This is a genomic window from Xanthomonas bromi (assembly GCF_900092025.1).
Classification (GTDB): Bacteria; Pseudomonadota; Gammaproteobacteria; order Xanthomonadales; family Xanthomonadaceae; genus Xanthomonas; species Xanthomonas bromi.
In genome coordinates, this window is the sequence record NZ_FLTX01000059.1 from 1 (window position 1) to 24,655 (window position 24,655).

Annotated in this window: 20 protein-coding genes and 3 pseudogenes; 14 read left to right on the forward strand and 9 right to left on the reverse strand. The window is 66.4% G+C overall.

The features are described 5' to 3' along the window. Positions 1-898, forward strand: a pseudogene (locus XBLMG947_RS17015) (hypothetical protein); the annotation flags it as partial. A gap of 278 nt (positions 899-1,176) precedes the next feature. On the opposite strand, the gene XBLMG947_RS17020 reads toward XBLMG947_RS17015, so the two are convergent. Both XBLMG947_RS17020 and XBLMG947_RS17025 read right to left on the reverse strand, forming a co-directional pair. Further along, positions 1,177-2,094 carry an SMP-30/gluconolactonase/LRE family protein gene (locus XBLMG947_RS17020; protein WP_065469800.1) on the reverse strand — a complete coding sequence of 306 codons (918 nt, stop codon included), beginning with the start codon at positions 2,092-2,094 and terminating at the stop codon, positions 1,177-1,179. Further along, entirely contained in the window at positions 2,094-2,612 is a 519-nt protein-coding gene (locus XBLMG947_RS17025) for a cupin domain-containing protein (protein ID WP_065469801.1), read from the reverse strand. The genes XBLMG947_RS17020 and XBLMG947_RS17025 overlap by 1 nt, the downstream gene beginning before the upstream one ends. Before the next feature lie 162 nt (positions 2,613-2,774). Between XBLMG947_RS17025 and glnE the strand changes: the two genes are divergently transcribed. Beyond that, on the forward strand, positions 2,775-5,600 hold the full coding sequence (gene glnE / locus XBLMG947_RS17030) for a bifunctional [glutamate--ammonia ligase]-adenylyl-L-tyrosine phosphorylase/[glutamate--ammonia-ligase] adenylyltransferase (RefSeq protein WP_065469802.1): 2,826 nt from the start codon (positions 2,775-2,777) through the stop codon (positions 5,598-5,600). 46 nt (positions 5,601-5,646) lie between these two features. On the opposite strand, the gene XBLMG947_RS17035 is transcribed toward glnE, so the two are convergent. Further along, positions 5,647-6,207: a VUT family protein gene (locus tag XBLMG947_RS17035; RefSeq protein ID WP_065469803.1), complete on the reverse strand. Its 561-nt coding sequence runs from the start codon at positions 6,205-6,207 to the stop codon at positions 5,647-5,649. A gap of 870 nt (positions 6,208-7,077) precedes the next feature. Here XBLMG947_RS17035 and XBLMG947_RS17040 point away from each other — a divergent pair. Continuing rightward, the gene (locus tag XBLMG947_RS17040; protein ID WP_065469804.1) at positions 7,078-8,955 is read left to right on the forward strand and encodes a S53 family peptidase; all 1,878 of its coding nucleotides are present in this window, start codon (positions 7,078-7,080) and stop codon (positions 8,953-8,955) included. Between the two features lie 298 nt (positions 8,956-9,253). Here the strand turns inward: XBLMG947_RS17040 and XBLMG947_RS17045 are convergent. The 3 genes and pseudogenes from XBLMG947_RS17045 to XBLMG947_RS17055 all read right to left on the reverse strand — a co-directional run bounded on the left by XBLMG947_RS17045 (position 9,254) and on the right by XBLMG947_RS17055 (position 11,623). Further along, positions 9,254-9,767, reverse strand: a pseudogene (locus tag XBLMG947_RS17045) (hypothetical protein). Then, entirely contained in the window at positions 9,764-10,552 is a 789-nt protein-coding gene (locus XBLMG947_RS17050) for a DUF2145 domain-containing protein (RefSeq protein ID WP_167352039.1), read from the reverse strand. Before XBLMG947_RS17050 ends, XBLMG947_RS17045 begins: the two are co-directional and overlap by 4 nt. A 123-nt stretch (positions 10,553-10,675) precedes the next feature. Further along, a complete protein-coding gene (locus XBLMG947_RS17055) occupies positions 10,676-11,623 on the reverse strand; it encodes a mitochondrial fission ELM1 family protein (protein WP_065469805.1) in 948 nt (315 codons plus the stop codon). Between the two features lie 134 nt (positions 11,624-11,757). On the opposite strand from XBLMG947_RS17055, the gene XBLMG947_RS17060 reads away from it, so the two are divergent. The 3 genes and pseudogenes from XBLMG947_RS17060 to XBLMG947_RS17070 all read left to right on the forward strand — a co-directional run. After that, complete coding sequence (locus tag XBLMG947_RS17060) at positions 11,758-12,348, forward strand: malonic semialdehyde reductase (RefSeq protein WP_065469806.1); 591 nt, start codon at positions 11,758-11,760, stop codon at positions 12,346-12,348. A 215-nt stretch (positions 12,349-12,563) separates the two neighbouring features. Beyond that, a complete protein-coding gene (locus tag XBLMG947_RS17065; protein ID WP_083993204.1) occupies positions 12,564-13,298 on the forward strand; it encodes a YceI family protein in 735 nt (244 codons plus the stop codon). Positions 13,299-13,505: 207 nt separating this feature from the next. Next, positions 13,506-14,682, forward strand: a pseudogene (locus XBLMG947_RS17070) (histidine-type phosphatase); the annotation flags it as partial. A 68-nt stretch (positions 14,683-14,750) separates the two neighbouring features. Here XBLMG947_RS17070 and XBLMG947_RS17075 read toward each other — a convergent pair. The 3 genes from XBLMG947_RS17075 to XBLMG947_RS17085 form a co-directional block, all read right to left on the reverse strand. Beyond that, on the reverse strand, positions 14,751-15,134 hold the full coding sequence (locus XBLMG947_RS17075) for a hypothetical protein (RefSeq protein WP_065469830.1): 384 nt from the start codon (positions 15,132-15,134) through the stop codon (positions 14,751-14,753). Positions 15,135-15,319: 185 nt separating this feature from the next. Continuing rightward, positions 15,320-16,105 (reverse strand): siderophore-interacting protein, encoded by a 786-nt coding sequence (locus XBLMG947_RS17080; protein WP_065469807.1) that lies wholly within the window; start codon positions 16,103-16,105, stop codon positions 15,320-15,322. 65 nt (positions 16,106-16,170) lie between these two features. Next, the gene (locus tag XBLMG947_RS17085) at positions 16,171-16,707 is read right to left on the reverse strand and encodes a PadR family transcriptional regulator (RefSeq protein WP_065469808.1); all 537 of its coding nucleotides are present in this window, start codon (positions 16,705-16,707) and stop codon (positions 16,171-16,173) included. 187 nt (positions 16,708-16,894) lie between these two features. On the opposite strand from XBLMG947_RS17085, the gene mdcA reads away from it, so the two are divergent. From mdcA to XBLMG947_RS17130, 8 genes are all read left to right on the forward strand, one after another. Beyond that, a complete protein-coding gene (gene mdcA / locus XBLMG947_RS17090; protein ID WP_065469809.1) occupies positions 16,895-18,541 on the forward strand; it encodes a malonate decarboxylase subunit alpha in 1,647 nt (548 codons plus the stop codon). Between the two features lie 9 nt (positions 18,542-18,550). After that, positions 18,551-18,868, forward strand: a complete 318-nt coding sequence (gene mdcC, locus XBLMG947_RS17095; RefSeq protein ID WP_065469810.1) for a malonate decarboxylase acyl carrier protein — start codon at positions 18,551-18,553, stop codon at positions 18,866-18,868. Positions 18,869-18,882: 14 nt separating this feature from the next. Then, positions 18,883-19,785 (forward strand): biotin-independent malonate decarboxylase subunit beta, encoded by a 903-nt coding sequence (locus XBLMG947_RS17100; protein WP_181093296.1) that lies wholly within the window; start codon positions 18,883-18,885, stop codon positions 19,783-19,785. Then, entirely contained in the window at positions 19,776-20,480 is a 705-nt protein-coding gene (mdcE, locus tag XBLMG947_RS17105) for a biotin-independent malonate decarboxylase subunit gamma (RefSeq protein ID WP_065469812.1), read from the forward strand. The genes XBLMG947_RS17100 and mdcE overlap by 10 nt, the downstream gene beginning before the upstream one ends. Before the next feature lie 2 nt (positions 20,481-20,482). Next, a complete protein-coding gene (mdcG, locus tag XBLMG947_RS17110; RefSeq protein WP_065469813.1) occupies positions 20,483-21,124 on the forward strand; it encodes a malonate decarboxylase holo-[acyl-carrier-protein] synthase in 642 nt (213 codons plus the stop codon). Continuing rightward, positions 21,121-21,990, forward strand: coding sequence for a triphosphoribosyl-dephospho-CoA synthase MdcB (gene mdcB / locus XBLMG947_RS17115; RefSeq protein ID WP_065469814.1), 870 nt, complete (start codon positions 21,121-21,123; stop codon positions 21,988-21,990). Before mdcG ends, mdcB begins: the two co-directional genes overlap by 4 nt. A 229-nt stretch (positions 21,991-22,219) precedes the next feature. Next, on the forward strand, positions 22,220-23,140 hold the full coding sequence (gene mdcH / locus XBLMG947_RS17125) for a malonate decarboxylase subunit epsilon (protein ID WP_065469816.1): 921 nt from the start codon (positions 22,220-22,222) through the stop codon (positions 23,138-23,140). 87 nt (positions 23,141-23,227) lie between these two features. Then, complete coding sequence (locus tag XBLMG947_RS17130) at positions 23,228-24,583, forward strand: SLC13 family permease (RefSeq protein ID WP_065469817.1); 1,356 nt, start codon at positions 23,228-23,230, stop codon at positions 24,581-24,583. The last annotated feature ends 72 nt before the right edge of the window (positions 24,584-24,655 follow it).

A 24,655-nucleotide genomic window follows, 5' to 3' on the forward strand; every position in this document is an offset into this window, starting at 1 on the left:
TTTGCTGCCTGCGCTTGCATTACAGATGCAGCAGTTTTCGATCGCGCATCGCGATGCGCCAACGCGTCCGTTCGTGCAGGGCAGCGATTTGCGCCTGGATCTGCAGACACGCGCCGATGCGCGCAACCTGAGCAGCCTGCGCGATGCCACGCGCGCGCATCTGGTGTTCGCCGATGCCCGCGTGCCGGATCTGCGCGCATACAACCGTTATCTGCCGCAGCAGCAGCTGCGTTTCGATGGCGGTAATGGCGTGCTCAGCGGCGATCTGCAGATCGAGCCGGGCGGACGCATCGGCAAGGGCGGTTTGCGCATCGGTGCGCGTGCAGCGCGGCTGCAGTTTGCCGGTTTGGCATTGCGCGGCGATGTGGAAGCGGATCTGCGCCTGCAACGCGGCGATCTGCGTGCCGAAAATTTCAGTCTCGATGCCAGCAGCATCCAGCTGCGCAATGTCGGATTCACCGGCCCGGACGGACAGCGCCGCGATGGCTGGTGGGCGCGGATCGTGCTGGACGACACGCGCATGCAATGGCGACAACCGGTCGGGGTGGATGGGCGTGTGCGCATCCAGGTGCGCGATCTGGCGTTCTTGATGGCGTTGTATACACGCGACCGTTCGATTCCGGACTGGATGCTGCGGCTGGTTGATGCGGGGCAGGCACAAGTGACCGCACGCGCGCACTGGCAAGGGGAGACGGTCATCGTCGACCGGTTGCAGGCACACAACGAACGCTTTCAGGTCGATGCGCGTCTGCGATTGCAGGGCAGCCAGCGCAGTGGCAGCCTATTGGCACGCTGGGGAATGCTGAGTGCGGCGGTGGGCTTGCGCGGCGATGTGCCCGAATGGCATCTCCTGCGTGCGCCGGAGTGGTATCGCACACAGCCGGAGCTGTTGCGCTGACGGCCGCAGCGCTGGCTCGGATGTGAAGAAAAACACCAGTTCTGTACTGCTTAGTATTGTTTTGCAGTGCAGCGTGCAAGTCGGATTCGGGGCGCGCACTATGCTCCTGCATCCCGACGTGGGGGAGGGAGCAAAGCCCGCTGGCAGTTCGCTGCAAGCGGGCTTTTTATTGCCTGAACGTTGCCGGGTCGAGCGCTCACTCGCGCCAGAGCCTCAGCCAGAAACGCCGGTGACGCTCCACTGCCGGGCGCGCTGCAGTCGCCAGAGCCGAAGGCTTATTACTGCAGCTCCAGCAGCCACAGCGCGCTGCCGCCGGTGATGAACAACCGCCGTTGCTCCAGATCGAACGTGCAATTGGAGGCTGTCTGCGGTGTCGGCACCAGACCGAGCCGTTGGCCGTCGCTGTCGAAGATGCACACGCCGGCGCCGGAGCTGCTCCACAGCCAGCCCTGGCGGTCCACGCAGAAGCCGTCCGGCAGGCCATCGGGAACCACCGCGAAGCGGCGCCGGTGGTGCAGCGCCCCATCGCGCCAATCGAAGGCGGTGATGTCGGGCTCGCCTGAGCCGCCTTCGGGCGTCTGCGATACGTACAGCACGCACTCGTCGGGCGAGAACGCCAGCCCGTTGGGGTGATCCAGGCTGACCATGCACTGCAGGGCGCCGCCATCGGGCGGCAGCCGATAGACGCCGTGATGGTCCAATTCCTGCAGGCCAGGGCAGCCCTGGCTGGGCTTGCGCAGCCCGAACGGCGGGTCGGTGAACCAGATCGCGCCATCGCGCGCCACGATCAGATCGTTCGGCGAATTCAGCCGTTTGCCCTCGAAACGCCCCACCAGCAAATGCGCCCGGCCGTCGACATCGCTGCGGGTGATCGCGCGGCGCCCATGTTCGCAGTGCACCAGGCGCTGTTGCGCATCCACCGCATTGCCATTGGTGAAGGCGGTGGCGTCCAACAGCACGTCCACCGCGCCGTCCTCGCGCCAGCCAAGCACGCGGCGGCCCACCACATCGCTCCACACGAGCGTGCGCTGCGCTTCCCACCAAGCCGGGCCCTCGCTCCAGGTGGCCTGGTCGTAGAGGGTCTGCAGGCGCGCGTTGCCCAGCCGCGCCGCCAGCGCCGCGTGCTGCGAGGTGGGTGGCGGGCAATCGGCCGGCTGGGCTGCACCGGGGCAGCGGACGCGGCAGTGGCTGTCCATCAACGCGGCGCCGGATGGCCGAACGGATGCGCGGTCGCCGCCCCCGGCGATTGCGCGAACTGCACCATCATCTGCAGGCAGGGCGTATCGCCCAGCTGGCCGGAGCGGTGACCGCGCGCATCGGTGGTGCCCTGATCCTGGCCGAAGTGGATGTCGCCAGGACCCATTTCCACGCGTGTGCCGTCGCCGGTTTCGATGAACCAGCGGCCACGCAGCGGAATGACCCATTGCGGGTGCGGGCTTTCATGCCAGTCGCCCACCCAGCCCACCGGCAGCACCGCGAACTGGATGCCGAGCACCTCGCCCGGAAACGGTCGCAACCACTGCGGTGCGGCACCGCCACCCACGCTCTTGCTGCCGAAGCCGGGCAGCTGCGAAAGGTTGAGGCGGCTGTTGCCATCCGGTCCGGTCCACAGATGCAGGAAGGGCAGGCTGGGCGGCACTGCAGGATCGTTGCCATCGGTGTGCAGCGGGATCTGCGAGGGCAGCGACTGGGCGGCCAATGGAGTGGGCGACATGGCGGGGCCTCGTGCGAAAACCGCAGTGCAGCATGGGCGTCGTCAGGGCCGCGTAAGCGAGAGGTTCGAAGCGGCGAAATGCTGCATGCCATGTGGCCATCGCTGTGTGGCATGGCGCCCATGCGTGCACCACCTGTGCGGCAGGGATGCCAGAATCCCGCTATGTCGATGCCTACCGTTGCCCCGTCTCCTGCGCTCACCGCTCTGATCGAGCGGGCCGTGGCGCGTGTCCGTCAATCGCTGCCTGCCGAGCAGGAGTGGCCGGGAGGCGATTTCGATCGGCAGCTTGCGCAGGTCGCACTCGCCAGCGATTTCGCGCTCGACACCTTGGCGCGGCAACCGACGTTGTTGCAGCACCTGGCACACCCCGATCCGCCACCGCTGCCATTACCGCAGCTCGATCCAGCGCAGCCACAGCTGTGGCCTGCGCAATTGCGGCGCTACCGCAGCGCCGAATCCACGCGCCTGGTATGGCGCGATGTGCTCGATCTGGACAACGTGGACGCCACCCTGGCCGGCGCGACCCGGCTGGCCGAAAACTGCCTGCAATGCGGCCTGCACGCCTTGGAACTGCAATTCGACAGTCGCCATGGAAACGTCATCGCCGAAGACGGCAGCGTGCAACGGCTGGTGGTGTTCGGGCTGGGCAAGCTGGGCGGTGGCGAGCTGAATTTTTCATCGGACGTGGATCTGGTATACGCCTATCCGCAGGGCGGCCAATCCGACGGCGCGCGTCCATTGGCAGCAGAAGAATATTTCGCACGGTTGGGCCAGCAGCTGGCCAAATTGCTCGACGAAACCACCGCCGAAGGTTTCAGCCATCGTGTGGATCTACGCCTGCGCCCGTTCGGCACCGCCGGCCGCGTGGCGTTGTCGTTCACCGGCATGGACCAGTATTTCCAGCGCGAAGGACGCGATTGGGAGCGCTACGCCTGGCTCAAGGCACGCGCGGTGGCCGGCGATATCGACGCCGGCGAAGCGTGGCTGGAGACGCTGCGGCCGTTCGTCTACCGGCGTTATCTGGACTTCACTGCGCTGGACGGCTTGCGCGAAATGAAGGCGGCCATCACCGCCGAAGTGGCGCGCCACGATCGTCTGGACGACATCAAGCGTGGCCCCGGCGGGATTCGCGAGATCGAATTTCTGGCGCAATCGCTGCAACTGATACGCGGCGGGCGCGAGCCGAGTCTGCGCGAGCGCCGGCTGTTGCCCGCACTGCAGGCGCTGGTGGCGGCAGGCCAGATCGACCAGGAGAATGGCCAGGCGCTGACCACCGGATATCGTTTTCTACGCCGCCTGGAAAATCGCCTGCAGATGTTGCGCGATGCCCAGACCCACGCATTGCCGCAGGCGCCGCTGGATCGCGAGCGCATTGCGCTGGGCCTGGGCTACGCGGATTGGTCGGCCCTGCTGGACGCGCTGGCGCCGCAGCGCACGCGCGTTGCTGCCGAATTCGCCGAGCTGCTGGCTCCGCGCGTACGGGCCATCGCACCGGACGCGCTGGCCGACTACTGGCGCGCGCTACCGCAGGGCGATGCAGCGCCGTTGTCGGGGATTGGCTTGAACGATCCTGGCGGCGCGCATCAGGTGCTGGCCGACTTTGCGCAGTCGTCCGGCGTGCGCGCGCTGTCCGATAGCGCACGTGCGCGGCTGGATCGGGTGATGCCGGCATTGCTGCATGCGGCCACCCGCGCCAGCCAGCCGGACGCGGCGGTGCGCCGCATGCTCGGCCTGCTGCAGGCCACCTTGCGTCGCACCAGCTACCTGGCCTTGCTCGACGAGCAACCCAGCGCGCTGACACGCTTGGTCGATGTGCTCTCGCGCAGCGCGCTGCTGGCCGAGCGGCTGGCGGCGTATCCGTTGCTGCTGGATGAATTGCTCGACACCCGCATCAGCGGCCCGCTGCCGGATCGCGCAGCGCTGCACGCGGCCTGCACCGACAGCTTGCACATCGACGACACCGAAGCGGCGCTGCGTGAACTCAACGAACATCGGCTTGCACTGAGCTTCCGGATTGCACTGGCCACGCTGGATGGCCGCCAGCAGGCGGTGGAGAGCACTCGGCAACTGGCCTGGCTTGCCGAAGCCGTGGTGCAGACCGTGCTGCACCTGGCGCGCAGCGACATGGTGGCAGCGCATGGACATGTGCCCGGCGGCAGCTTTGCCATCGTCGGTTACGGCAGCTTGGGCGGGCTGGAACTGGGCTTCGGATCGGATCTGGATCTGGTGTTTCTCTACGATCATCCAGCCGAGGTGGACGCCTCCGACGGCACGCGCCCACTGGAAGCCGGGCGCTGGTTTGCGCGGCTTGCGCAGAAGGTGATGGCATTGCTGGCCGCCGAGACCGGCGCCGGCCGGCTGTACGACATCGATGTGCGACTGCGCCCGGACGGCGGCAAGGGCGCGCTGGTGTCCTCGCTTGCCAGCTACCGCGAATACCAGCGCGAACGCGCCTGGACCTGGGAGCATCAGGCGCTGGTGCGTGCACGTGCGGTTGCCGGCGACGCTGCGCTTTGCGATGCATTTGCCCAGGTGCGTCGCTATACGCTGATGCGGGTGCGCGATACCGAGCAGTTGCACGAAGATGTGCGCAAGATGCGCGCCCGCATGCGTACCGAGCTGGACCGCAGCGATGCCGCCCGGCTGGATCTCAAGCAAGGTGCCGGTGGCCTGGTGGATCTGGAATTCGTGCTGCAGGCCGGCGTGCTCGGCTTGGCAGCACAGCACCCACCGCTGCTCGACGCCTGCGACACGCCGGCGTTGATCGACGCGCTGGCGCTCACGCACTGGCTACCGAACGACAGCGCTGCACCACTGCATCAGGCGCATGCAACGCTGGTGGATGCCGGCCTGAGTTGCACGCTGGATTGCCGCCCGCGCCTGATCGCACCGACGCCGGCCATCCAGCAGGCACGTGGCATCGTTTTCAACGCAGCGCGGGTGCAGGGCCTGGCGTTTCCGCTGGGCAAGGATGAAACAGCGCTGTGAGTGCGGTGGCCGGGGCGCTGCTGCACTCAACGGACACGCTGGGGCGTCATCCGGTCTGCGGACGCGGCGCGCTACGCCATAGCAACGCGCGAAATGGGCCGAGCAGACACACGCCCATGCCCAGCTTGACCGCCAGATCGCCGGCAGCCCAGCTGATCCACGGCAGGCCCACGCCCGCAAAGGCGATGCTCCAGAAGAGCGTGGTATCCAAGGTGGCGCTGCAGGTGGTGGCCACGATCGGCGCGCGCCACCAGCTGCCGTTGCGCAAGCGGTCGAACACGCGGATGTCCAGCAATTGTGCCGCGATGAAGGCGCTGCACGAGGCCGCCGCAATCCGTGGCGTCGCCAGCCAGAACGACAGCAGCACCGCCAACGCGAACCCGCACCAGGCCACGGTGCGTGCCGCGCGTGGCCCGAAGCGACGATTGATCAGGTTGCTCACCAGGAACGCCAACGGATAGGAGAACGCGCCCCAGGTCAGCCAGTCGTTGATCGGGTATTGCACCAGGATGTTGGACAACAGCACCACCGCACCCATCGCCAACACAGCCCAGGTCAATGCGCGGGCGGTGAGCGGTGCGAACGCAGGCGACGAAGCAAGACGCATGGCGACATGGTGCTGAGTGGGCACGTGATTATCCCCGCCATGGCGGATGTGGACCAGTGCATCAACGCTGTCGACCGCGACAGCATCGACACGTGACGGCTCCATCGTGCGTTGCGTGCGGGAGGATGCCTGGATGGCCCGCGGCGATCGACTTGGCGCTTGCCTGCGTCGCGTTGGCGGGCACAAGCGCGTGCGTTCGTGGCGATCCACACGATCGGTAACAGCGTCGGCACGCTCTGCCGGCAGACGAGATGGCAAGTCTCTTTGCGGCGACCTGGTGTCCTCATCGGTTGCATGTGCGCGTCACGCACGATCGACCGCATCGTCGGGACGTGGTGATTGCACAGAACAGGGCAGGTCTCACTACAGTGGAGGTGCCGTCGCCGTGTGCATGTGCGCTGCATGCGTAGGTGCATGTGCTCGCGGCGAGCGCGTGCAACCGTTAGACATCGACGCGGCGACGTGTCGTGGAGCATCACTTGTGGCAGGGCCGGCGCGCCTCGCTGGCGGCGACACAATCTCGCTCGCCGGCATTTCGGTAGCGAACATCGCACGTATCGTCACTGCACACGTCGCAGTCGTGATGAACGATGGTCGAGCGTGCAATCCCAGCGATATGCCGATGCCCAGAAAGATAGCCGCTGAAGACAGCAGTGTCGCGATGGTGCACCTCGACAGTTCGCGGCCCTGTTTACCGCATGCAGCAAGGTCATGTCGCAGGTAGCGCGTTCGGGGCAGCCATCGGTCGCGTCGACACATGCCTCGGGTTTCGGTGGGGACATGACGCGCATCGTTGGTCTGCGATCAATCGTGCCCCCCCTGCGCTGCCACTCCGTCCTCGCCTATTCGCGTTACTCCCGGAGAGATACCATGCTTGATCGTATTCGCCGTCGGCCCCTGCTGGCTGTCGCGTTGTCTACCTCGCTGGCCGCAGTCGGCATCGCCAATGCGGCCACGACCGTTCCCGACGCCAGGATTGCCGCGATGACGGCGACCTTGCGTGCAGCGCCGGTGTCCTTCGACGTGCATCTGCCATCGCGCGATCAGGCCGGCCTGGACGCCTTGCTGGCGGAGGTACACGATCCGTTGTCGCCCCAGCACCACAAGTGGTTGTCGGTGGCCGAGTTCCAGCGCCGATTCGGCCCGGAGCCGGCGCAGCTGGCGCAGGTGCGTGCCGCCTTGCAGGCCGCGCATATGCGCGTGGTCCAGCAAGGAGCGACCTTGCATGTCAGCGCGAACGCGGACAGCGTGGAGCGGCTGTTCGCCGCGCCGTTGGTCGCCGATCTGAAGGCCGGCCAGCAGGCACGTCTGGCCGCTGCCGCTCCGCTGCAGCTGCCGGCGGCGCTGCGTACCAGCGGTGCAACCGTCACCGGCCTGACCCGTGGCCTGCCGCCGGCGCACATGAATTCGCGATTGGTGGCCAGCGATCCCAGCAACCGCTATGGCGAGGGCACCACGAGTTATTGGTACAACGATCTCAAGCAGGCCTACGGCTATCCGTCCTACCAGACGATGATCGGTGCGCCAGGGCAGCAACACCGGCTCGACGGCAGCGGCAGCACGATCGCCATCCTGATCAGCAGCGACGTGCTGGATTCGGATATCGCCGCGATGTTCGAGCACGAGCACTTCAGTCGGTATGCCGGCAACCATGCCAATCCGACGCTGTACGCACGCCGCTATGTGGCTGGCGCCAAACCCGGCCTGCAGGACGGCAATGACGATTCGGCGCGCGAGGCGACGCTCGATGTGGACATGGCGCTTGGCGGCGCACCGGGCGCGCATGTGCTGTTGTACGTGGTCCCCGATCTCACCATCGATTCCATCCTGGCAGGCTACCGGCAGATCGTGCAGGACAATGAGGCGGACGTGGTCAGTTCCTCGTTCGGGATTTGCGAGCAGTTTTTCACCGCAGCCTACAACGATGGCAAAGATTTCAGCGCCGTCGCAGGCCTGTTCGATGCGGTCTTCAAGCAAGGCAACGCGCAGGGCATCACCTTCGTCGCCTCCAGCGGCGACAACGCCGGCCTGGAATGCCCGGACGCGGAGTACATGGTGCATGGCAAGAACGGCCGTTACATCCCCAGCGTGGAGTGGCCTGCCGCCAATGCCCATGTGACCGCGGTCGGTGGTGGCAACCTGCGCACCGCCTACAAGAAGGGCAGTCTGGATGCGAGCTACGTCAGCGAAAGCGCCTTTGCCGATCCGCTGAAAGCAGAGGATCCCTATGGCGTCGGCGCACTGCTCAGCGGCGGCTACTGGGGTGCCGGTGGCGGCGTCAGTACGCTGTTCCAGCGTCCGGCGTATCAGTTGCGCGCGCTAGGCGGCACGCGGACCTCGATGCGCACCCTGCCCGATGTGGGCATGCTGGTCGGCGGTTGCCCGGGCATCGCCGTGCGTCCTTGTCAGCAGGGCACCAGCTCGGTGTCCGTCTACTTTGCCGGTGCCATCAACAAGGTGATCGTTACCAGCGTGGCGGCGCCGGAGTTTGCCAGCGCGGCCGCATTGCTCGTGCAGAAGCAGGGCCGGCAAGGCAATCTCAACGACTACCTGTATCGCCTGGCCGCCAATGGCCCGGAGGCCTATCACCGCGGCATCCCCGGCAATAACGGGGTGGTCGGTAACGATGTGCCGATCGCCGGTAAATACAACTACACCACCGGCCTGGGAACCCCGATCGTGCGGTTGATGATCGGTGCGCTGGACGCCGCGCCGGCAGGCATTCCGCGTTCTCCCAGCAATCCGTAACGGGCAGTGTCGCTGTGCTGGCGAGGGGGTTGCCTTGTCGGTGCGGTGAGGGAGCGGTAGAGCGCACAGTGCGTGGTAGTGCTGTGCGCTCTTGCTCCGCTTCGAGGGTTGGGTGCGCGACCGATGGGCGATGCAAGGTCACCGCCGCCCGCAGGAAGGCAACACGCACGCATCGCGACCCGAATAGACAGCCACCCTGGTCCACGGCGGTGGCCGCTGTGGCCCGACGGTTGCCCCGCAACGCGCCCGCCTGCAGGTGATCGCCGTGCAGGCAGCGCTGTTGCTCAGCGCGTTGAAATCACCAGCTGCGGCTGCTGTATAGGCCGCCGCGTCGCTGGTGGGCAGGAACGCCAGGGCCTGGCCTTGCGGCGCATGCACGGTCCAGCCACTGCCGGCCGGGCTGGGCTGGGCTGGAACGACACCATGTCGCCAACCCGAAACCCGGCTGCCGGGTCGTCCTGGCGCGCGGGCCAGCGCAGCATCACGGTCGCCTCAGGCTGTTGCGGATCCTGCAGCCTGACCTCGCGTTCGCCCGCGGGCAAGGTCTGCACCGCGTCGACCCGCATCGGCGGCAGCGTGCCTGCGCGCGGTTGACCGCTGCCATTGCGCATCGCGTCTACTGCCGTCGAGGAGGCAACGAACGGAGAAGCGACCATAGCGCTGCCGACGAACACCGGGACAGACACCGCCAGGGCGGCATAGAACTGCGATTTCTCGGCTGGGGTGGTCATCTCCCCGGCCTGCACGCACGTTGGCAATAGGGTGGCGAGCGACAGAGCAGCGGCAAACCGGGCAAACAGCAGGCGCGTCATGGCGTGGCTCCAGTCGTGGCGGTGGCGTGCGGGATCGACAGCTCCTGTGCAAGGGCGTCGCGTTGATGCAGGAGATCGAACACCGATTCGACGGTGACCACCGAGTAGTTGCCGGAAACGCGCTCGCCGACAGGATGATCGGTGGTGGTGGCATTGGCGGCGACAAAACGTGCGCCCACGCGCTGCTTCACATCCAGATGCAGGAGGCTGGGGTGATACCGCGCCGCTTGCAGCCAGGCCTGCGCGGCGCGGCGATCGCGGATGCCCGTCGGTGGTTGCGCATCGGCTGCCAGCGCCGCGGCCAGCACTTCCAGCACCCACTGGTTGGAGTTCTGATCGTCGGTGGAGAAGGGATAGGCGACCATGCTGTAGCGCGTTTCATGCAGGCGATGCGCGAGCTCGCCGGAGTCGCTCAACACTGCCTGCAGGCGCTGTTGGACCGCGGGCGTCAGGACGCCGACACGCAGATCGTTGCTGACCGCGCTTTCGCCGACGAAATTGCTCAAGCCTTCGACAAAGAGTTGCGAGGCGTCGCTCTTGCAGCGATTGAGCAGGTGCCGCACGCGCCAGCTGCCATCGGCCTCGCGCATGGCAAACGCCAGGTGGCTATGTTTCAGGCCATAACGGCTCAGATCCTGGCCGCCGCGCGCCAGCTGCACCACCTTGGCGTCGGGCAGCGCATCCAGCGCCTGCGCGGTGGAGGCGGCCATGTCGAACATTGCGGCGGTGGCTTGCGGCGATGGGTAACGTGGCGCGCAACGCGGTGCTGCCGCGGTGGCGGCCAGCGGTCATGCGGCGAGTACCAGTAGCGCGATTGCCCGGCGCCGGGGCTGCCTCATCCATCCAGCGTGGATCGTCCTTGTCATATGCATCGTCCTTGTATCGGTGGCCCGCTGCCGGGCCTTGGGTCATGGCAGCAGTCGTGCGCGCACCTGCATGGCGATGCGCTCGGTTTCGTGCACAGGAACGACAGCGACAGCGCCGGCGAGAACTTCATCGACTCGGTGCAAGCGCTGACGTTGCCGCAACGCCTGCAGATAGGTGCTCACGCGTCCGCGTGCCTGTTCGGCAAACGCGGCGGCCACCGGCACGCGCGTGGCGCAGGCTTCGGAGAGCAGGTTGACCGAATCGGCGCTGGCCACGATGGCATCGGCCCAGCCGAGCAGGCCGGCGTAGGGGTTGGGTCCGTCGCGCGCGTCGCACCACAGCAGATGCGGCAGGCCGGCACAGGCCGCGCGCAGTGCAGCGATCGCCTCGCCCGGAGTGCGGCGTGAGGTGGTAACAAGCAGGCTGCCGCCGAGCGTGCGCAGTTGCGCGCTCACGCGCGTGCACAGCGCCGCCAGCGCCTGTGGCGTCCACGCCACCTGCGCGGTGGGGCCGCCGATCAGCAAGGCCAGCCGCGGTCCAGGCAAGCCGCCCACTCCGGGGAAGGCTGACCGCCCGGCGGCCAGCCAGGCATCGTCCACCGGGTGCAGGCTGCCGAGCAGGGTGAGCACGTTGCTGCCGCGCAAGGCGTCGTGCTCGGGCACCACCAGCAGGTCCCAGTGGCGCGGGTCCAGGCGCGGATCCAGGATCTGCACGCTGCGGCTGCCACGGGCGCGCAGCAGCCGGGTGGCCAGCGCCGCCTGCCGGCCGCAGCCGATAGCCAGCGCTGGGGGCTGCTGCAGGTGTCGGCCGAATGCCGCGCCAAACGCCTGCTGCGCGCCGGGCAGCAGACGCGGCGCGGCCCAGCGCCAGGGTGCGTGTGCATGCAGATGGATGGGCTGAAAAGCATCGGGGTGCAGCGCACGCGCCAGTGCCTCGGCCTGACGCGCATTGCCGGCACGGCCGTCGCTCAGCGCCCAGATCACCCCCATCGTTTCAGATCCGACATAGATTTGTTTCAGATTGAACGCGTGTGGCGGCAATCGCGCCACTCTACACTGCGGGTCTTCACACTGGCGCCGACGTCGCAGTCTACCGTCGCACCACCTCTTCTTCTGGAGTGCTCATGTCCGACTCGCTCAACGCCGCCGCACTGGATCAGCTGTTCCGCACCGCCCGCACGCAAAACGCGTTTGCCGACACGCCGGTCAGCCAAGAGGTGCTGCGTGAACTGTATGAGCTGGTGAAGTGGGGCCCCACCGCGGCCAATAGTTGCCCGGCGCGCTTCGTGTTCGTGACCAGCGCCGAAGGCAAGGCCAAGCTCAAGCCGGCGCTGTCCGAGGGCAATGCCGACAAGACCCTGGCCGCACCGGTGACGGTGATCGTGGCGCACGACGAAGACTTCCACGAGAAGTTGCCGTACCTGTTCCCGCATGCCGACGCCAAGAGCTGGTTCGACGGTCCGCGCGAAGGCCGCACCGAATCGGCGTTCCGCAATGGCTCGCTGCAGGGCGCCTACCTGATCCTGGCTGCGCGTGCGCTGGGACTGGATGCCGGCCCGATGTCCGGCTTCGATAACGCCAAGGTGGATGCAGCGTTCTTCGCCGGTACGCCGATCAAATCCAACTTCCTGATCAATCTCGGCTACGGCGACCCGGCCGGGCTGTTCCCGCGCTCGCCGCGCCTGAGCTTCGACGAGGCCGCGCGCTTCGAGTAAGGCGGTGCATGCGTGCGGGGACGCAGCGCGTGAGCCCCCCGGTGCACCGCTTATGCCTACCGCGTTCAAGCGATGCAGTTGGCTGTTCGCCGGCTGGCCGCTTGATTTGGCTCACTGTCTGGACGTACATGGTTTCTCGATTTCCTGCAGTCCTCGTCCGTCTGCATCTGTCCCACCGCGTTGATCCAACGCGTCTCTCATCACATGGAGTTCCAATGAAGACCACCCACACGCTGTTGCTGCCGCTCGCCCTGACCCTGGCCATCGCCGCCTGCTCCAAGCCGGCCGATAACGCCGCCGCTCCGGCCGCTGAAACCCCGGCTGCTGCCACCGCACCGGCCGATGCCGCTGCCACCACGCCGGCCCCGGCTGCGACGCCGGCTGCTTCGACCGCCCCGGCCGTGGAAGTGGCCTCGGGCACCTACACGCTCGACCCGAGCCACACCGACGTGCTGGCGCAGTGGAGCCACTTCGGCTTCTCCAACCCGAGCGCGCACTTCGGCAATGTCGACGGCACCCTGGTGTACGACGCGGCCGACGTGACCAAGTCGACCGTGCAGGTCACCCTGCCGTTGTCCGGCTTGAACAGCTTCACCGCCAAGTTCGACGAACACCTGAAGAGCGGCGAGTTCTTCGACGTGGCCAAGTTCCCGACCGCCACCTTCAAGAGCACCAAGGTGGAAGCTGCCGGCACCAACAAGCTGACCGTCACTGGCGATCTGACCATCAAGGGCCAGACCAAGCCGGTGGTGCTGGACGTCACCCTCAATGGTGGTGGCGAGCACCCGATGAAGAAGGTGCCGGCGGCCGGCTTCGACGCCACCACCACCATCAAGCGCAGCGATTTCGGCCTGGGCCAGTACGCCCCGAACGTCAGCGACGAAGTGAAGATCCGCATCACCACCGAAGCCCTGCAGGCCAAGGCTGGCGGCGCCGCTCCCGCGAAGTAAGCGCGCACCGTCGTGTCACGCAGAAGCCCGCCGGAAGGCGGGCTTCTGCATTTTCGGCGCCGCACTACGCATGCCGCTCGTTTTCCGTCAGTGGGAGAGGGTGCCCGCAGGGCGGGGCTTGGTTGTCGCCTGCCTCCGCCCTTCGCGCACCTTCCCGCGCGCGGGGAAGGGAATGCCGACGGCGGCAGCGGTCGCCACGACAGATGCGCCGCAGCGACCGCGCACCTGCGCCTGACCATCGTGCTGGTGCGGCATGGCATCCGCGCGCCGGCCCAGCCCAACACCGGGCTGGATCGCTACAGCGCACAGCCATGGCCGCAATGGCCGGTGGCAGCGGGCCAGCTGACACCCCGCACGGACGGGGCGGCATGCAGGTGCTGGGCGCACGCTATCGCGCGCTGTTGGCGCCGCCGCTCGGGCTGCCGGCCAGTGGCTGCGCAGGTGCCGAACAGATCGTCACCCTCGCCGATAGCACTGCCCGTAATCACGACAGCGCGCAGGGCGCTGCTGCAGGGCATGGCGCCGGATTGCACGCTGCATTACCAGGCCTTGCAGGAGGGCGAGCGCAACGTCGTGTTCGATGGCGACAAGGCGCCGGCATCGCCGGTGCGGTTGGAAGCCGACACCCGTGCGCGGTTGGCGCAACTGCAGGCGGTGTTGAGCGCCTGCCAGCACGGGTGCTGTGTCGTGCCGCCGCCGGACAGCCTGCTCTACGATCCGGCCACGCGCGACGGCTCGCCGGCCGCCGCCAGCACCCTCAAGCTGGCCGGCGGCCTGTGCGAGAACCTGATGCTGGAGGACGTCGAAGGCTTCGATGCCGCACGGCTGGGCTGGGCCGGGTGGATCGCGCCGCAGTGGCGCAATGGATTGCCCTGCACAACGCCTCGTTCGCCCAGAGCAAGCGTCCGTTGCCGGTCGCCCGCGCGGCGGCGTCCAACCTGCCCGCGCATCTGCTGGCCACCGTGCAGGCAGCCGTTGGGCGAACGCCGTCGGTGGCGGCGCTGGCGCCGCCATCCACCCGTCTGCTCGTGCTGGTCGGCCACGACACCAACCTGGCCACGCTCGGCGGCCTGCTCGGCGTTGACTGGCACCGCAGCGATCGCCCCGACGACTATCCACCCGGCGGCGCATTGGTGCTGGACGTGCTCGAACGCAACGGCGCGCTGTTGCTGCGTGTGTGGACCTTGATGCCCAGCATGGCGGCGTTGCGCAGCGCGCACTTCGATGGCGACGCGCTGGCCTTGTCCACCCTGGTATTGCCGGGTTGTCACGGCCAGGCCCTGTGTCCGTTGCCGGTCGCGCTGGCCTGGCTACGCAAACGTCTCGATCCGGCGCAGTGCAGACGGACTTGCCGGCGCTGCGCTCCTGGCCTGTGGGATCGTGAGCTGGCGCGCATCGCGTGCCACCCAACAAAAGAGGTCCTGACGCTGAGGACCTCCATGATGAGGCGGCTTACCGATAACGCCCTTGCGCTTTGGACACGCCTTGAACCTGCGTGGCTTGCTCCAGCGATAGCAGATACACCTGTACGTGCTGTTCGCCAAATGTCGCGGTTGTATTGCTTGCGATGTTCATCCGGTTGAGCGGATCGCCGGACGCGTCTGCGAAAACCAATGCATAGTTCGGTCCGAACCTGGGGTCAGTCCGAATCATCGAGGCTTTTACACGATAGGTTCTGTTGTCAGGCAGCTTGAAGACAGGAGACAGCTCGCCAGGCATGAGCTGCAGTTCCACATCTCTGCCGCTAAGGTCGCCACGAACTCTGACGTCCAATAACTGACGTTCCGAAGCAACGAGGTGCTGGGTCGCTGGATCTCCATTCTGCCCTGAAGACATGACGAAGGGTGACGCTGCCAAAAGGGCGGCAGTAGCTACTGCTTTCAACAGGCGACGGTGGTTATCTTCTGAACGTTTTTTCATAGTTGCATCTCGCTTCATCCTTGCCCAGGAGGACGGCAGTTGCATGGCCTGCGATTGCTGCATCCCATCTTACGTGAGCTGGTTCAACTCGCAATCACCGCTTAGACATCCGATGCCGCCTTCCAATAGCCCTTGGCACGCACATCGTCCTTGTCCACGCCCAGGTGTTCTTCGAGGAACTTGCGCATGGCGCGCGCGCGCATCGACTCGGCGCCGATCCAGTAGAACGTATCGCCGTCCTCTGGCTCGTAATCGCGCAGGCTGTCTTCCAACAGGGTACTACTGGCAGCATCGAAGCCATTGCGTTCCAGCCAGTTCACCCGGACATCGGCGGCGCTGAGCAGTTCCTGCCGTTCGGCGGCATCGGCGATCTCGATGAAGACCTCGGCCTGCATGTCGGCGGGCATCGCTTCGAGCCAGCGGCCGATCGCCGGCAGCGCGGTCTCGTCGCCGATCAACACATAGTGGTCGTAGTCGTCGGCGACCAGAAACGAGCCACGCGGGCCACCGAGCTTCAGAAGATCGCCGGGTTGCGCTTGCGCGGCCCAACTGGACGCCACGCCGTCCCCATGCAGCACGAAGTCGATGCTCAGCTCGCCGCTTTGCGGGTCGAAGTGGCGTGGCGTGTAGTCGCGCGCGGGCGAAGGCAGCGCGCCTTCGTCGTACCGCGGGCCGTCCGGCGTCATGGTCGGCAGCACGAAGGCGCCGTCGGCGTTTGGGAAAAACAGTTTGACGTGGTCGTCTGGCGCAGCACTGTCGAAGCCGGCCAGTTCGCCGCCGCCGAACACAATACGGCACATCTGCGGGGTGAGCGCCTCGCTGCGCAGCACCTCGACGGTGCGCAGGCGGGGGTCGCGACGGAGTTGCGTGTTGGTGTGTGCAGCCATCTGATGCGATTCCTGAAGGTACCGTGCGGAGGCGCGGCAGGGTGGGTGTGGAGCAGCTGGTTCGCTCAGTCGCCGTCCTGCTCCATGCCATCGGCAGCGGCATGCAGTAACGCGGCAATCCGCTGCGTCTCTGCGTCGCTCCACTGGCCATGGCGCGCGAACAAGCCATGCTTGATGCGATGAATCGCCTCGCGAATCGGTGCCGGCGTCTGTGACTTGATCAAGGCGCGCGCGCGCTGATGGGGGCGGGCCAGGGCGGCGTCGAGCGCATCGCGTTGTTGCGCAACGTAATCGCTGCCAGCGGCAGTGACCCGATAGCGCTTGCGGCCGGCGTCCAGATCGGTGTGCACCCAGCCGGCAGCTTCCAGCTGCGCCAGCGCCGGATAAATCGTACCGGCGCTGGGCGTGTACAGCCCTTTGAAGAGCGCGGTGATCTGTCGCATCAACTCGTAGCCATGGCGCGGGCGTTCGGCGATCAGGGCGAGCAACAGCAGGCGCAGATCGTCGTGCTCCAGCGGCCGCGTCCGCGCGCCGGTGCCGCGACCAGGGGCAGGCGGTGCGTCGAGCTCAGCCAGCGAGGAAGTGAAGGCGTGCTGTTTCATTCGATATATCGACGCGTGGCGAAACGATATATCGACGTTTGCCGATCCACAAGCGCTTTCCTACGGTGTGGCTGGCTGTTCATCCGACGACAAGCGCAGATGCTGCAATGCGACTAGACACCCATGCACCTCATAATTACGATGTAATTAATTTGACATTACGGGTCTGGCCCGGCGAGGCAGAGGCATGAGTCGACAGTGGGACACCCAGGCCGAAAGCCGGCGTCAGCGCTTGCAGCGTGCCGCCGCGCTGGCGCCGCAGGGGCGCGTGGTGGCTGCCGACGCTGTGGTGGCGTTGCTGGAAGCGGTCATCGAACCCGGCGACCGGGTGTGCCTGGAGGGCAACAACCAGAAGCAGGCCGATTTTTTGGCGCGCTGCCTGACCGAGGTGGACCCGGCGCGCGTGCACGACCTGCACATGGTGCAGTCGGTGTTGTCGCTGGCCGCGCATCTGGACGTGTTCGAACGCGGCATCGCCAAGCGCCTGGACTTTTCGTTCTCCGGCCCGCAGGCCGCGCGTCTGGCCGGGCTGGTGAGCGAAGGCCGTATCGAGATCGGTGCCATCCACACCTATCTGGAATTGTTCGGCCGCTACTTCATCGACCTCACCCCGCGCATTGCGCTGATCACCGCGCAGGCCGCCGATCGCCACGGCAATCTCTACACCGGCCCCAATACCGAAGACACGCCGGTGATCGTGGAAGCCACCGCGTTCAAGGGCGGCATCGTGATCGCGCAAGTCAACGAAATCGTCGACACCCTGCCGCGCGTGGATATTCCGGCCGATTGGGTGGACTTCGTGACCGAAGCACCCAAGCTCAATTACATCGAACCGCTGTTCACCCGCGACCCGGCGCAGATCTCCGAGATCCAGGTGTTGATGGCCATGATGGCCATCAAGGGCATCTATGCCGAATACGGCGTGGACCGGCTCAATCACGGCATCGGCTTCGATACCGCCGCAATCGAGTTGCTGCTGCCAACCTATGCCGAATCGCTGGGATTGAAGGGCAAGATCTGCCGGCATTGGGCGCTCAATCCGCATCCGGCGTTGATTCCGGCGATCGAGTCGGGCTTCGTGCACTCGGTGCATTCGTTCGGCTCCGAGCTGGGCATGGAGAACTACATCGCCGCACGCCCGGACATCTTTTTTACTGGTGCCGACGGCAGCATGCGCTCCAATCGCGCGCTGTCGCAGACCGCCGGTTTGTACGCCTGCGACATGTTCATCGGCTCCACCTTGCAGATCGATTTGCAAGGCAATAGTTCCACCGCTACGCGCGATCGCATTGCCGGCTTCGGCGGTGCGCCCAACATGGGCTCGGATGCGCGCGGCCGTCGGCATGCCAGCGCCGCCTGGCTCAAGGCCGGACAAGAAGCGGCACGCGCCGGCGAGATGCCGCGTGGGCGCAAGTTGGTCGTGCAGATGGTGGAAACCTTCCGCGAACACATGGCGCCGGCGTTTGTCGACACGCTCGATGCCTGGGAACTGGCCGAACGCGCCAACATGCCGCTGCCGCCGGTGATGATCTACGGCGACGACGTCAGCCACGTGCTGACCGAAGAAGGCATCGCCAACCTGCTGTTGTGCCGCACGCCGGAGGAGCGCGAACAGGCGATCCGTGGCGTGTCCGGCTATACCGCGGTGGGCTTAGGGCGCGACAAGCGCATGGTCGAAAACCTGCGCGACCGCGGCGTCATCAAGCGGCCGGACGATCTGGGCATTCGTCCGCGCGATGCCACGCGCGACCTGCTCGCTGCGCGCACGGTCAAGGACCTGGTGCGCTGGTCCGGCGGGTTGTACGACCCGCCGAAACGTTTTCGCAATTGGTAAGGGCACAGCATGGAAACCCTGCGATATCGCTTTGATGGCCAGCGTGGTGCACGCGCCGGGCTGGAACATGCGCTGGTCGGCGTGGTCGCCTCCGGCAACCTGGAAGTGCTGGTCGAGCGCGTGCCGCTGGATGGCGCGATGGAGATCGAAATCCTGACCGTCGCACGCGGCTTCGGCACGATCTGGCAGGCGGTGCTGGATGATTTTGCTGCACGCCATCCCTTGCGCGATGTGCGCATCAGCATCAACGATGTCGGCGCGACGCCGGCGGTGGTGAGTTTGCGCCTGGCACAGGCAGTGGATGTCTTGCAGGGGGCCGACGCATGAGCGCCACCGTTCCCATGACCGAGCGCAGCTACTACGAGGCCGATGCGCGCGAACGGATCGATGGTCTGCTCGATGCCGGCAGTTTTCGCGAATTCGTCGGCCCGCGTCGCCGCCTGATCAGCCCGCATCTTGCGCAACTTGAGACACCCGGCGCCTTCGATGATGGCATCGTGGTGGGCGAAGGCACGTTGCACGGCCGCAGCGTCTTGATCGCCGCGCAGCAAGGCGCCTTCATGGGGGGCGGCGTGGGCGAAGTGCACGGTGCCAAACTCACCGGCCTGCTGGAACGCGCGGCAACCACGCAACCGGTGGCAGTGCTGTTGCTGCTCGACACTGGCGGTGTGCGTCTGCATGAGGCCAATGCCGGGCTCATCGCCATTTCCGAAATCATGCGTGCCACCTTGAATGCACGTGCCGCCGGCGTGCCGGTGCTGGCGTTGATCGGCAGCGGGAACGGTGCCTTCGGTGGCATGGGCATCGTGGCGCGCTGCTGCAGCGCGGTCATCATGTCCGAAGAAGGCCGCTTGTCGCTGTCCGGCCCGGACGTGATCGAAACCGTGCGCGGGGTGGAAGAGTTCGATGCGCGCGATCGTGCCCTGGTGTGGCGCGTGACCGGCGGCAAACATCGCTACCTGCTTGGCGAAGCGCAAATGCTGGTGGCCGACCGCATCGGCACCTTCGCCGACGCCGCGCTGACCACGCTCGACGTACTCGACGAAGCAACGGGCGACGCCGCATTGCAAGCGTTGGAACAGGCCCAGCATCACTTGGCCGCACGTATCGCTGCCTACGGCGAGTGTCGCGACGGGTTGGACATCTGGAAGCGCCAAGGCATCGTCGATGCAGAGCGCCTGCCGCTGCTGGACACCGAAGCCTTTGTTGCCGCGACTGCAGCCCGGAGCGTTCCATGGAACTGAATCGCCTGCTCGATCAGCTGTTTCCGCGCGGTCATGTCATCGCGCGTAACGACGATGTGCTCACCGGCAGTGCGACCACCGCCGCCGGCGAGGTCACGGTGATCGGTACCGCCAACAAGCTCGAAGTGGGGGTCGACCACGCGTTGGCGTTGGCTGCCACCGTGTTGGCGAGCACACGCGCACACCCGCAGCGACCGATCGTAATGCTGGCCGACACCGCCGGGCAACGGCTGGCACGGCGCGATGAATTGCTCGGCATCAACGGTTATTTCGCGCACCTGGCACGTGCATTGGATCTGGCACGCAAGCGCGGCGCGCGGCTGGTCACGCTGGTCTATGGCGAATCGGTCAGCGGTGGGTTTCTGTCGTTCGGGTTGATGGCCGACCATATCCACGCACTGCCCGATGCGCAGATCCGCGTCATGGACCTGCGCGCGATGGCGCGTGTGACCAAACAATCGATAGACACCTTGCAGGCGCTGAGCAAGAGCTCACCGGTGTTCGCGCCTGGCGTGGAGAATTACGTGCGCATGGGCGCGGTGGAATCGTTGTGGGATGGCGATCTGGCCCAGGCACTGCTCGATGCACTGGCCGCGCCGGCCGACGGGGACCAGCGCCGTGCACTCGGCGCGCAACGCGGCGGGCGCACTCTGGCGCGCGATGTCGCTGCCGCCGTGGCCGCGGGCGAGGTCTGAGCATGGCGCCCCGCCACGCCCTGGTGTGGTTGCGCGACGATGCGCAGTGGCAGGCCATCACGCCTGGCGCACAGCCACGGCTGCAGCAGTGGTTCGCTGCCGGCTTGCCAGCAGTGGTGGCGCGTGGCGATGGCAGCCAGGCGGCAGGCACCCTGCGGCTTGGTGTACCGCTGCCACCCAGCGAGGGCAAGCAGCGCTTGGCACTGCAGGCGCACGTGGCCGAGATCGCACGTTGCACCGCGCCGCTGGCACTGGATGCGGTATTGACGCACGCGCCCGACGCGCTGCAGCCGGCATTGCAGGCCTTAGACATTGATGCCCAAACGCAATCGCTGCACGCGCGCGTCTTCGGCAGCTTCGCCTGGCAAGCCTTGACCGGCCTGGCATATGTGCATGCGCAATCGGATCTGGACCTGCTGTGGTCCATCGAAACCCCCGAGCAAGCGCGCGCGGTGGTGACGCTAGTGCAGCGCTGGGAGCAGCGTCATGGGCTGCGTGCCGATGGCGAGCTGCTGTTGCCCGGCGACAACGCGGTGAACTGGCGCGAATACGCCAGTCACACGCAAAAGCTGTTGGTGAAGTCCAATCAGGGATGCCGACTGTTGCCGCGCACTGCGCTGTTTCCGGTCTGGAGTGCGGCATGAAGGCACAGCTGCACGCAATGTCTGTTGTCGATACGCCTGCGACAGCGCGCGATGTGGCACGCCAGCTCGGCCGTCTGGCGGTTGGCGCCCTGCATGCGGAGCTGGCCTGCGCGCCCAAGCCGGGCTTGGTGACGCGGTTCGACAGTGGTAGTCACACCGACATGGATGCATCCACCTTTGTGCGTAGCCTGTTCGCGGTGCGTGGCTATTTTGTGGCCATCGCGCAAGCCGGCATCGAGCACGCGTCATTCGAGCGCCTCCGTCAGCTGGGCATCGAAGCCGAGTCCGCGATGTTGCGCGCCACGTGCGGCATCAATACCCATCGCGGTGCGATCTTCAGCCTGGGCCTGCTGACGGCGCAGGCGGCACGCTTGCGTGCTGCGCATGGGCAGCGACCCACGGCAAAACAGGTGTGCGATGGCGTACGCATGTGGCGCGATGCGTTGCTGGCCGCACCACTGAACCCGCATAGCCATGGCCAGCGCGTGCGTGCGCAGTACCGCATCGGTGGTGTGCGCGAACAGGCCGCCGCGGGATATCCATTGCTGCGCGAGATCGCACTGCCTGCGTTGCGCAGCGCGCTTGACGGTGGCGCCACGCGTGACGCGGCGTTGGCGCAGACGCTGATGCAGCTCATCGCCACAGTGGACGATCTCAATCTGCTGCATCGTGGTGGGTGCGACGGGCTGGCGTTTGCCAAAGCGCAGGCAGCGGCCTTCCTTGCCGACGGAGGCATTGCGCAACCGCAGTGGCGCGCGCGTTTGCGTGCGATCGGCCGGCAGTTCGTCGCGCGCCGCCTGAGCCCTGGCGGCAGTGCGGATCTGCTGGCCTGCGCTTGGTTCCTGCATCGGCAGGAGATGCGATGAGCCGGGTTTGCTCGATCGCAGTCGACCACACGCTGCATTCGCCGATACAAGGCGGCACTGCATTTTTGCTGGCAGATGCAGTGAATGCTGTGCTTCTGCCAAACGCAGTAGACATCGCACGCTTCCCATCGATGAAAGCCGGCATCCAAGCGTCCAGGCACATCGGCCGTACAACCGACCACGGCAGCGTGCGCGCCGGACAGTCCTACGCCATCAGGCAGGCCGCCGCATGAGTCTGGCCGTGCTCTGCCCGGGCCAAGGCGGCCAGCACGCCGAGATGTTCGCGCGCGTTGCCGATGCACCTGCGGCAACCGCCGTCATCGCCAGCGCACAGCGCGTGCTTGGCACTGCGCCGCAGACAGTTGCCGCGGATCCGGGTCGCTACGCCAATGCCATCGCACAGCCATTGGTCTGCGCAGGCACGCTGTCGCATTGGCAGGCACTGCGTGCGCAGTTGCCCACGCCGCTGCTGGTGCTCGGTTACAGCGTTGGCGAGCTGGCAGCGCATGCGGTGGCTGGCAGCATGTCCATCGACACCTGCCTGCAGCTGGCTGCAACGCGCGCACGGTTGATGGATGGCGCCAGCCCGCCACAGGCAGGGCTGATGGCAGTCGTCGGGTTGCCGCTGCGCGTGCTCGAAACGCTGTGCCAGACGCATGGCGCGGCACTTGCCATCATCAACGGCGATGACCATGCCGTGCTCGGCGGCCCGCGCGATGCATTGCAGGCGCTTGGCGACGCTGCAACAGCACAGGCAGCGCGTGTCACGCTGCTGCCGGTGAGCGTGCCGGCACACACGCCATGGTTGAGTGCGGCTGCCGAGGGCTTCGCCACTGAACTGGCAAACGCACAGCTCATCGCACCCACGCTGCGCGTGCTGGCAGGTATCGACGCGCGTGCGGTCAACACGCACGCCTTGGTGATCGAGACGTTATCCAGGCAGATCGCACAGACGCTGCGCTGGTACGACGTACTGATGCAAGCCGCCGAACGCGGCGCACGCGTGTTTCTCGAACTCGGGCCCGGCAGCGCATTGGCACGCATGGTGCGTGAGGTATTGCCGGAGTGCGAGGCGCGTTCGGTGGACGAATTCCACAGCACCCACGGTGTTGTCGAGTGGGTCGTTGCTGCGTGCGAGCGCGCGGCATGACGGTCCGGCAGGTGCTGCACACGGTGTGACCCCAGGGTGGCGGGCGGCCATCCGTGCTGTACGCGTATCAGGTGTCTGGGAGGGCGCATGACCCCGCAAATTGCAACGATTCTTGGCTTGGTGATCATGTTCATCGTCGCCACCGCCTTGCCCATCAACATGGGCGCGGTGGCCTTCGCGCTGGCGTTTATCATCGGCGGCGTGTGGGTGGGACTGGAGGGCAAGGAGGTGCTGGCCGGCTTCCCCGGCGACCTGTTCCTCACCCTGGTCGGCATCACGTATCTGTTCGCCATTGCGCAGAAGAACGGCACCATCGATTTGCTGGTGCACTGGGCCGTGCGTGCGGTGCGCGGACGCATCGTCGCCATCCCCTGGGTCATGTTTGTCATCACCGGCCTGCTGACCGCCTTCGGCGCGCTGGGACCGGCGGCAGTGGCGATCATCGGGCCGGTGGCGCTGCGGTTTGCCAAGCAGTACCGCATCAATCCGTTGATGATGGGCTTGCTGGTGATTCACGGTGCACAGGGCGGCGGCTTCTCGCCGATCAGTGTGTATGGTGGCATCACCAACAAGGTCGTCGAAAAAGCCGGGTTGGACGTCAGCGAGATGGCGGTGTTTCTCACCAGCCTGGGTTTCAACCTGATGATGGCGATCATCTGCTTCTGTGCCTTCGGTGGGCTGAAGTTGATGCGTCGGCAGGAACTGTCGCTGGCCGATGCGCAGTACGTGCCCGTTGCCGGCGACCAGGCATCGCACCGCGGCTTCGCGATCGAAGGCCATGGCGCGCTGGTGGCGCCGGGCGGCGGCACCTTGTCCACCGATCCGCTGGCACTGGAGGCGGTGTCCATCACCCGCGACCGCGTGATCACCTTGATCGGCCTGCTGGGCCTGGGCGTTGCCGCGCTGATCTACAACCTCAACGTCGGCCTGGTCTCCATCACCGTCGCGGTGGCATTGGCGCTAATCTCGCCGAATGCGCAGAAAGGCGCGGTGGATGGCATCAGCTGGTCCACGGTGCTGCTGATCAGCGGCGTGGTGACCTACATCGCCGTGCTGGAAAAATCCGGCGCGGTGGACTACATCGGCACTGGCGTGTCGCACATCGGCGTGCCGCTGCTGGGCGCGCTGTTGGTCTGCTATGTGGGTGGCATTGTTTCCGCATTCGCCTCGTCCGCGGCCGTGTTGGGCGCCACCATTCCGCTGGCGGTGCCGTTCCTGATGCAGGGCCACCTGGGTGCGGCCGGGGTGATTTGTGCGTTGGCCGTGTCGTCCACCATCGTCGATGTCAGTCCGTTTTCCACCAACGGTGCGCTGGTGGTGGCCTCGGCCGCCAAGGAAGAACGCGATGACCTGTTCCGCCGCTTCCTGGTGTACAGCGGCCTGGTGGTGGTGTTGGGTCCGCTGGCGGCGTGGCTGGTCTTCGTGGTGCCGGGCTGGCTGTGATCCGGCCGGTACGCCACAGCAACGCGGGGCGCCCACGTAGAATGGGCGGCCCTGCCCCGATGCTGACGACCA

Excerpts from the sequence above, each read along its gene's own strand:
- mdcA (WP_065469809.1), top strand. The coding sequence starts at position 16,895 with ATGAGTCGACAGTGGGACACCCAGGCCGAAAGCCGGCGTCAGCGCTTG.
- XBLMG947_RS17085 (WP_065469808.1), bottom strand. The coding sequence starts at position 16,707 with ATGAAACAGCACGCCTTCACTTCCTCGCTGGCTGAGCTCGACGCACCG.
- XBLMG947_RS17080 (WP_065469807.1), bottom strand. The coding sequence starts at position 16,105 with ATGGCTGCACACACCAACACGCAACTCCGTCGCGACCCCCGCCTGCGC.
- XBLMG947_RS17075 (WP_065469830.1), bottom strand. The coding sequence starts at position 15,134 with ATGTCTTCAGGGCAGAATGGAGATCCAGCGACCCAGCACCTCGTTGCT.
- XBLMG947_RS17100 (WP_181093296.1), top strand. The coding sequence starts at position 18,883 with ATGACCGAGCGCAGCTACTACGAGGCCGATGCGCGCGAACGGATCGAT.
- mdcB (WP_065469814.1), top strand. The coding sequence starts at position 21,121 with ATGAAGGCACAGCTGCACGCAATGTCTGTTGTCGATACGCCTGCGACA.
- glnE (WP_065469802.1), top strand. The coding sequence starts at position 2,775 with ATGTCGATGCCTACCGTTGCCCCGTCTCCTGCGCTCACCGCTCTGATC.
- XBLMG947_RS17025 (WP_065469801.1), bottom strand. The coding sequence starts at position 2,612 with ATGTCGCCCACTCCATTGGCCGCCCAGTCGCTGCCCTCGCAGATCCCG.
- mdcH (WP_065469816.1), top strand. The coding sequence starts at position 22,220 with ATGAGTCTGGCCGTGCTCTGCCCGGGCCAAGGCGGCCAGCACGCCGAG.
- XBLMG947_RS17055 (WP_065469805.1), bottom strand. The coding sequence starts at position 11,623 with ATGGGGGTGATCTGGGCGCTGAGCGACGGCCGTGCCGGCAATGCGCGT.
- XBLMG947_RS17130 (WP_065469817.1), top strand. The coding sequence starts at position 23,228 with ATGACCCCGCAAATTGCAACGATTCTTGGCTTGGTGATCATGTTCATC.
- XBLMG947_RS17040 (WP_065469804.1), top strand. The coding sequence starts at position 7,078 with ATGCTTGATCGTATTCGCCGTCGGCCCCTGCTGGCTGTCGCGTTGTCT.
- XBLMG947_RS17035 (WP_065469803.1), bottom strand. The coding sequence starts at position 6,207 with ATGCGTCTTGCTTCGTCGCCTGCGTTCGCACCGCTCACCGCCCGCGCA.
- mdcC (WP_065469810.1), top strand. The coding sequence starts at position 18,551 with ATGGAAACCCTGCGATATCGCTTTGATGGCCAGCGTGGTGCACGCGCC.
- XBLMG947_RS17060 (WP_065469806.1), top strand. The coding sequence starts at position 11,758 with ATGTCCGACTCGCTCAACGCCGCCGCACTGGATCAGCTGTTCCGCACC.
- XBLMG947_RS17020 (WP_065469800.1), bottom strand. The coding sequence starts at position 2,094 with ATGGACAGCCACTGCCGCGTCCGCTGCCCCGGTGCAGCCCAGCCGGCC.
- XBLMG947_RS17065 (WP_083993204.1), top strand. The coding sequence starts at position 12,564 with ATGAAGACCACCCACACGCTGTTGCTGCCGCTCGCCCTGACCCTGGCC.
- mdcE (WP_065469812.1), top strand. The coding sequence starts at position 19,776 with ATGGAACTGAATCGCCTGCTCGATCAGCTGTTTCCGCGCGGTCATGTC.
- mdcG (WP_065469813.1), top strand. The coding sequence starts at position 20,483 with ATGGCGCCCCGCCACGCCCTGGTGTGGTTGCGCGACGATGCGCAGTGG.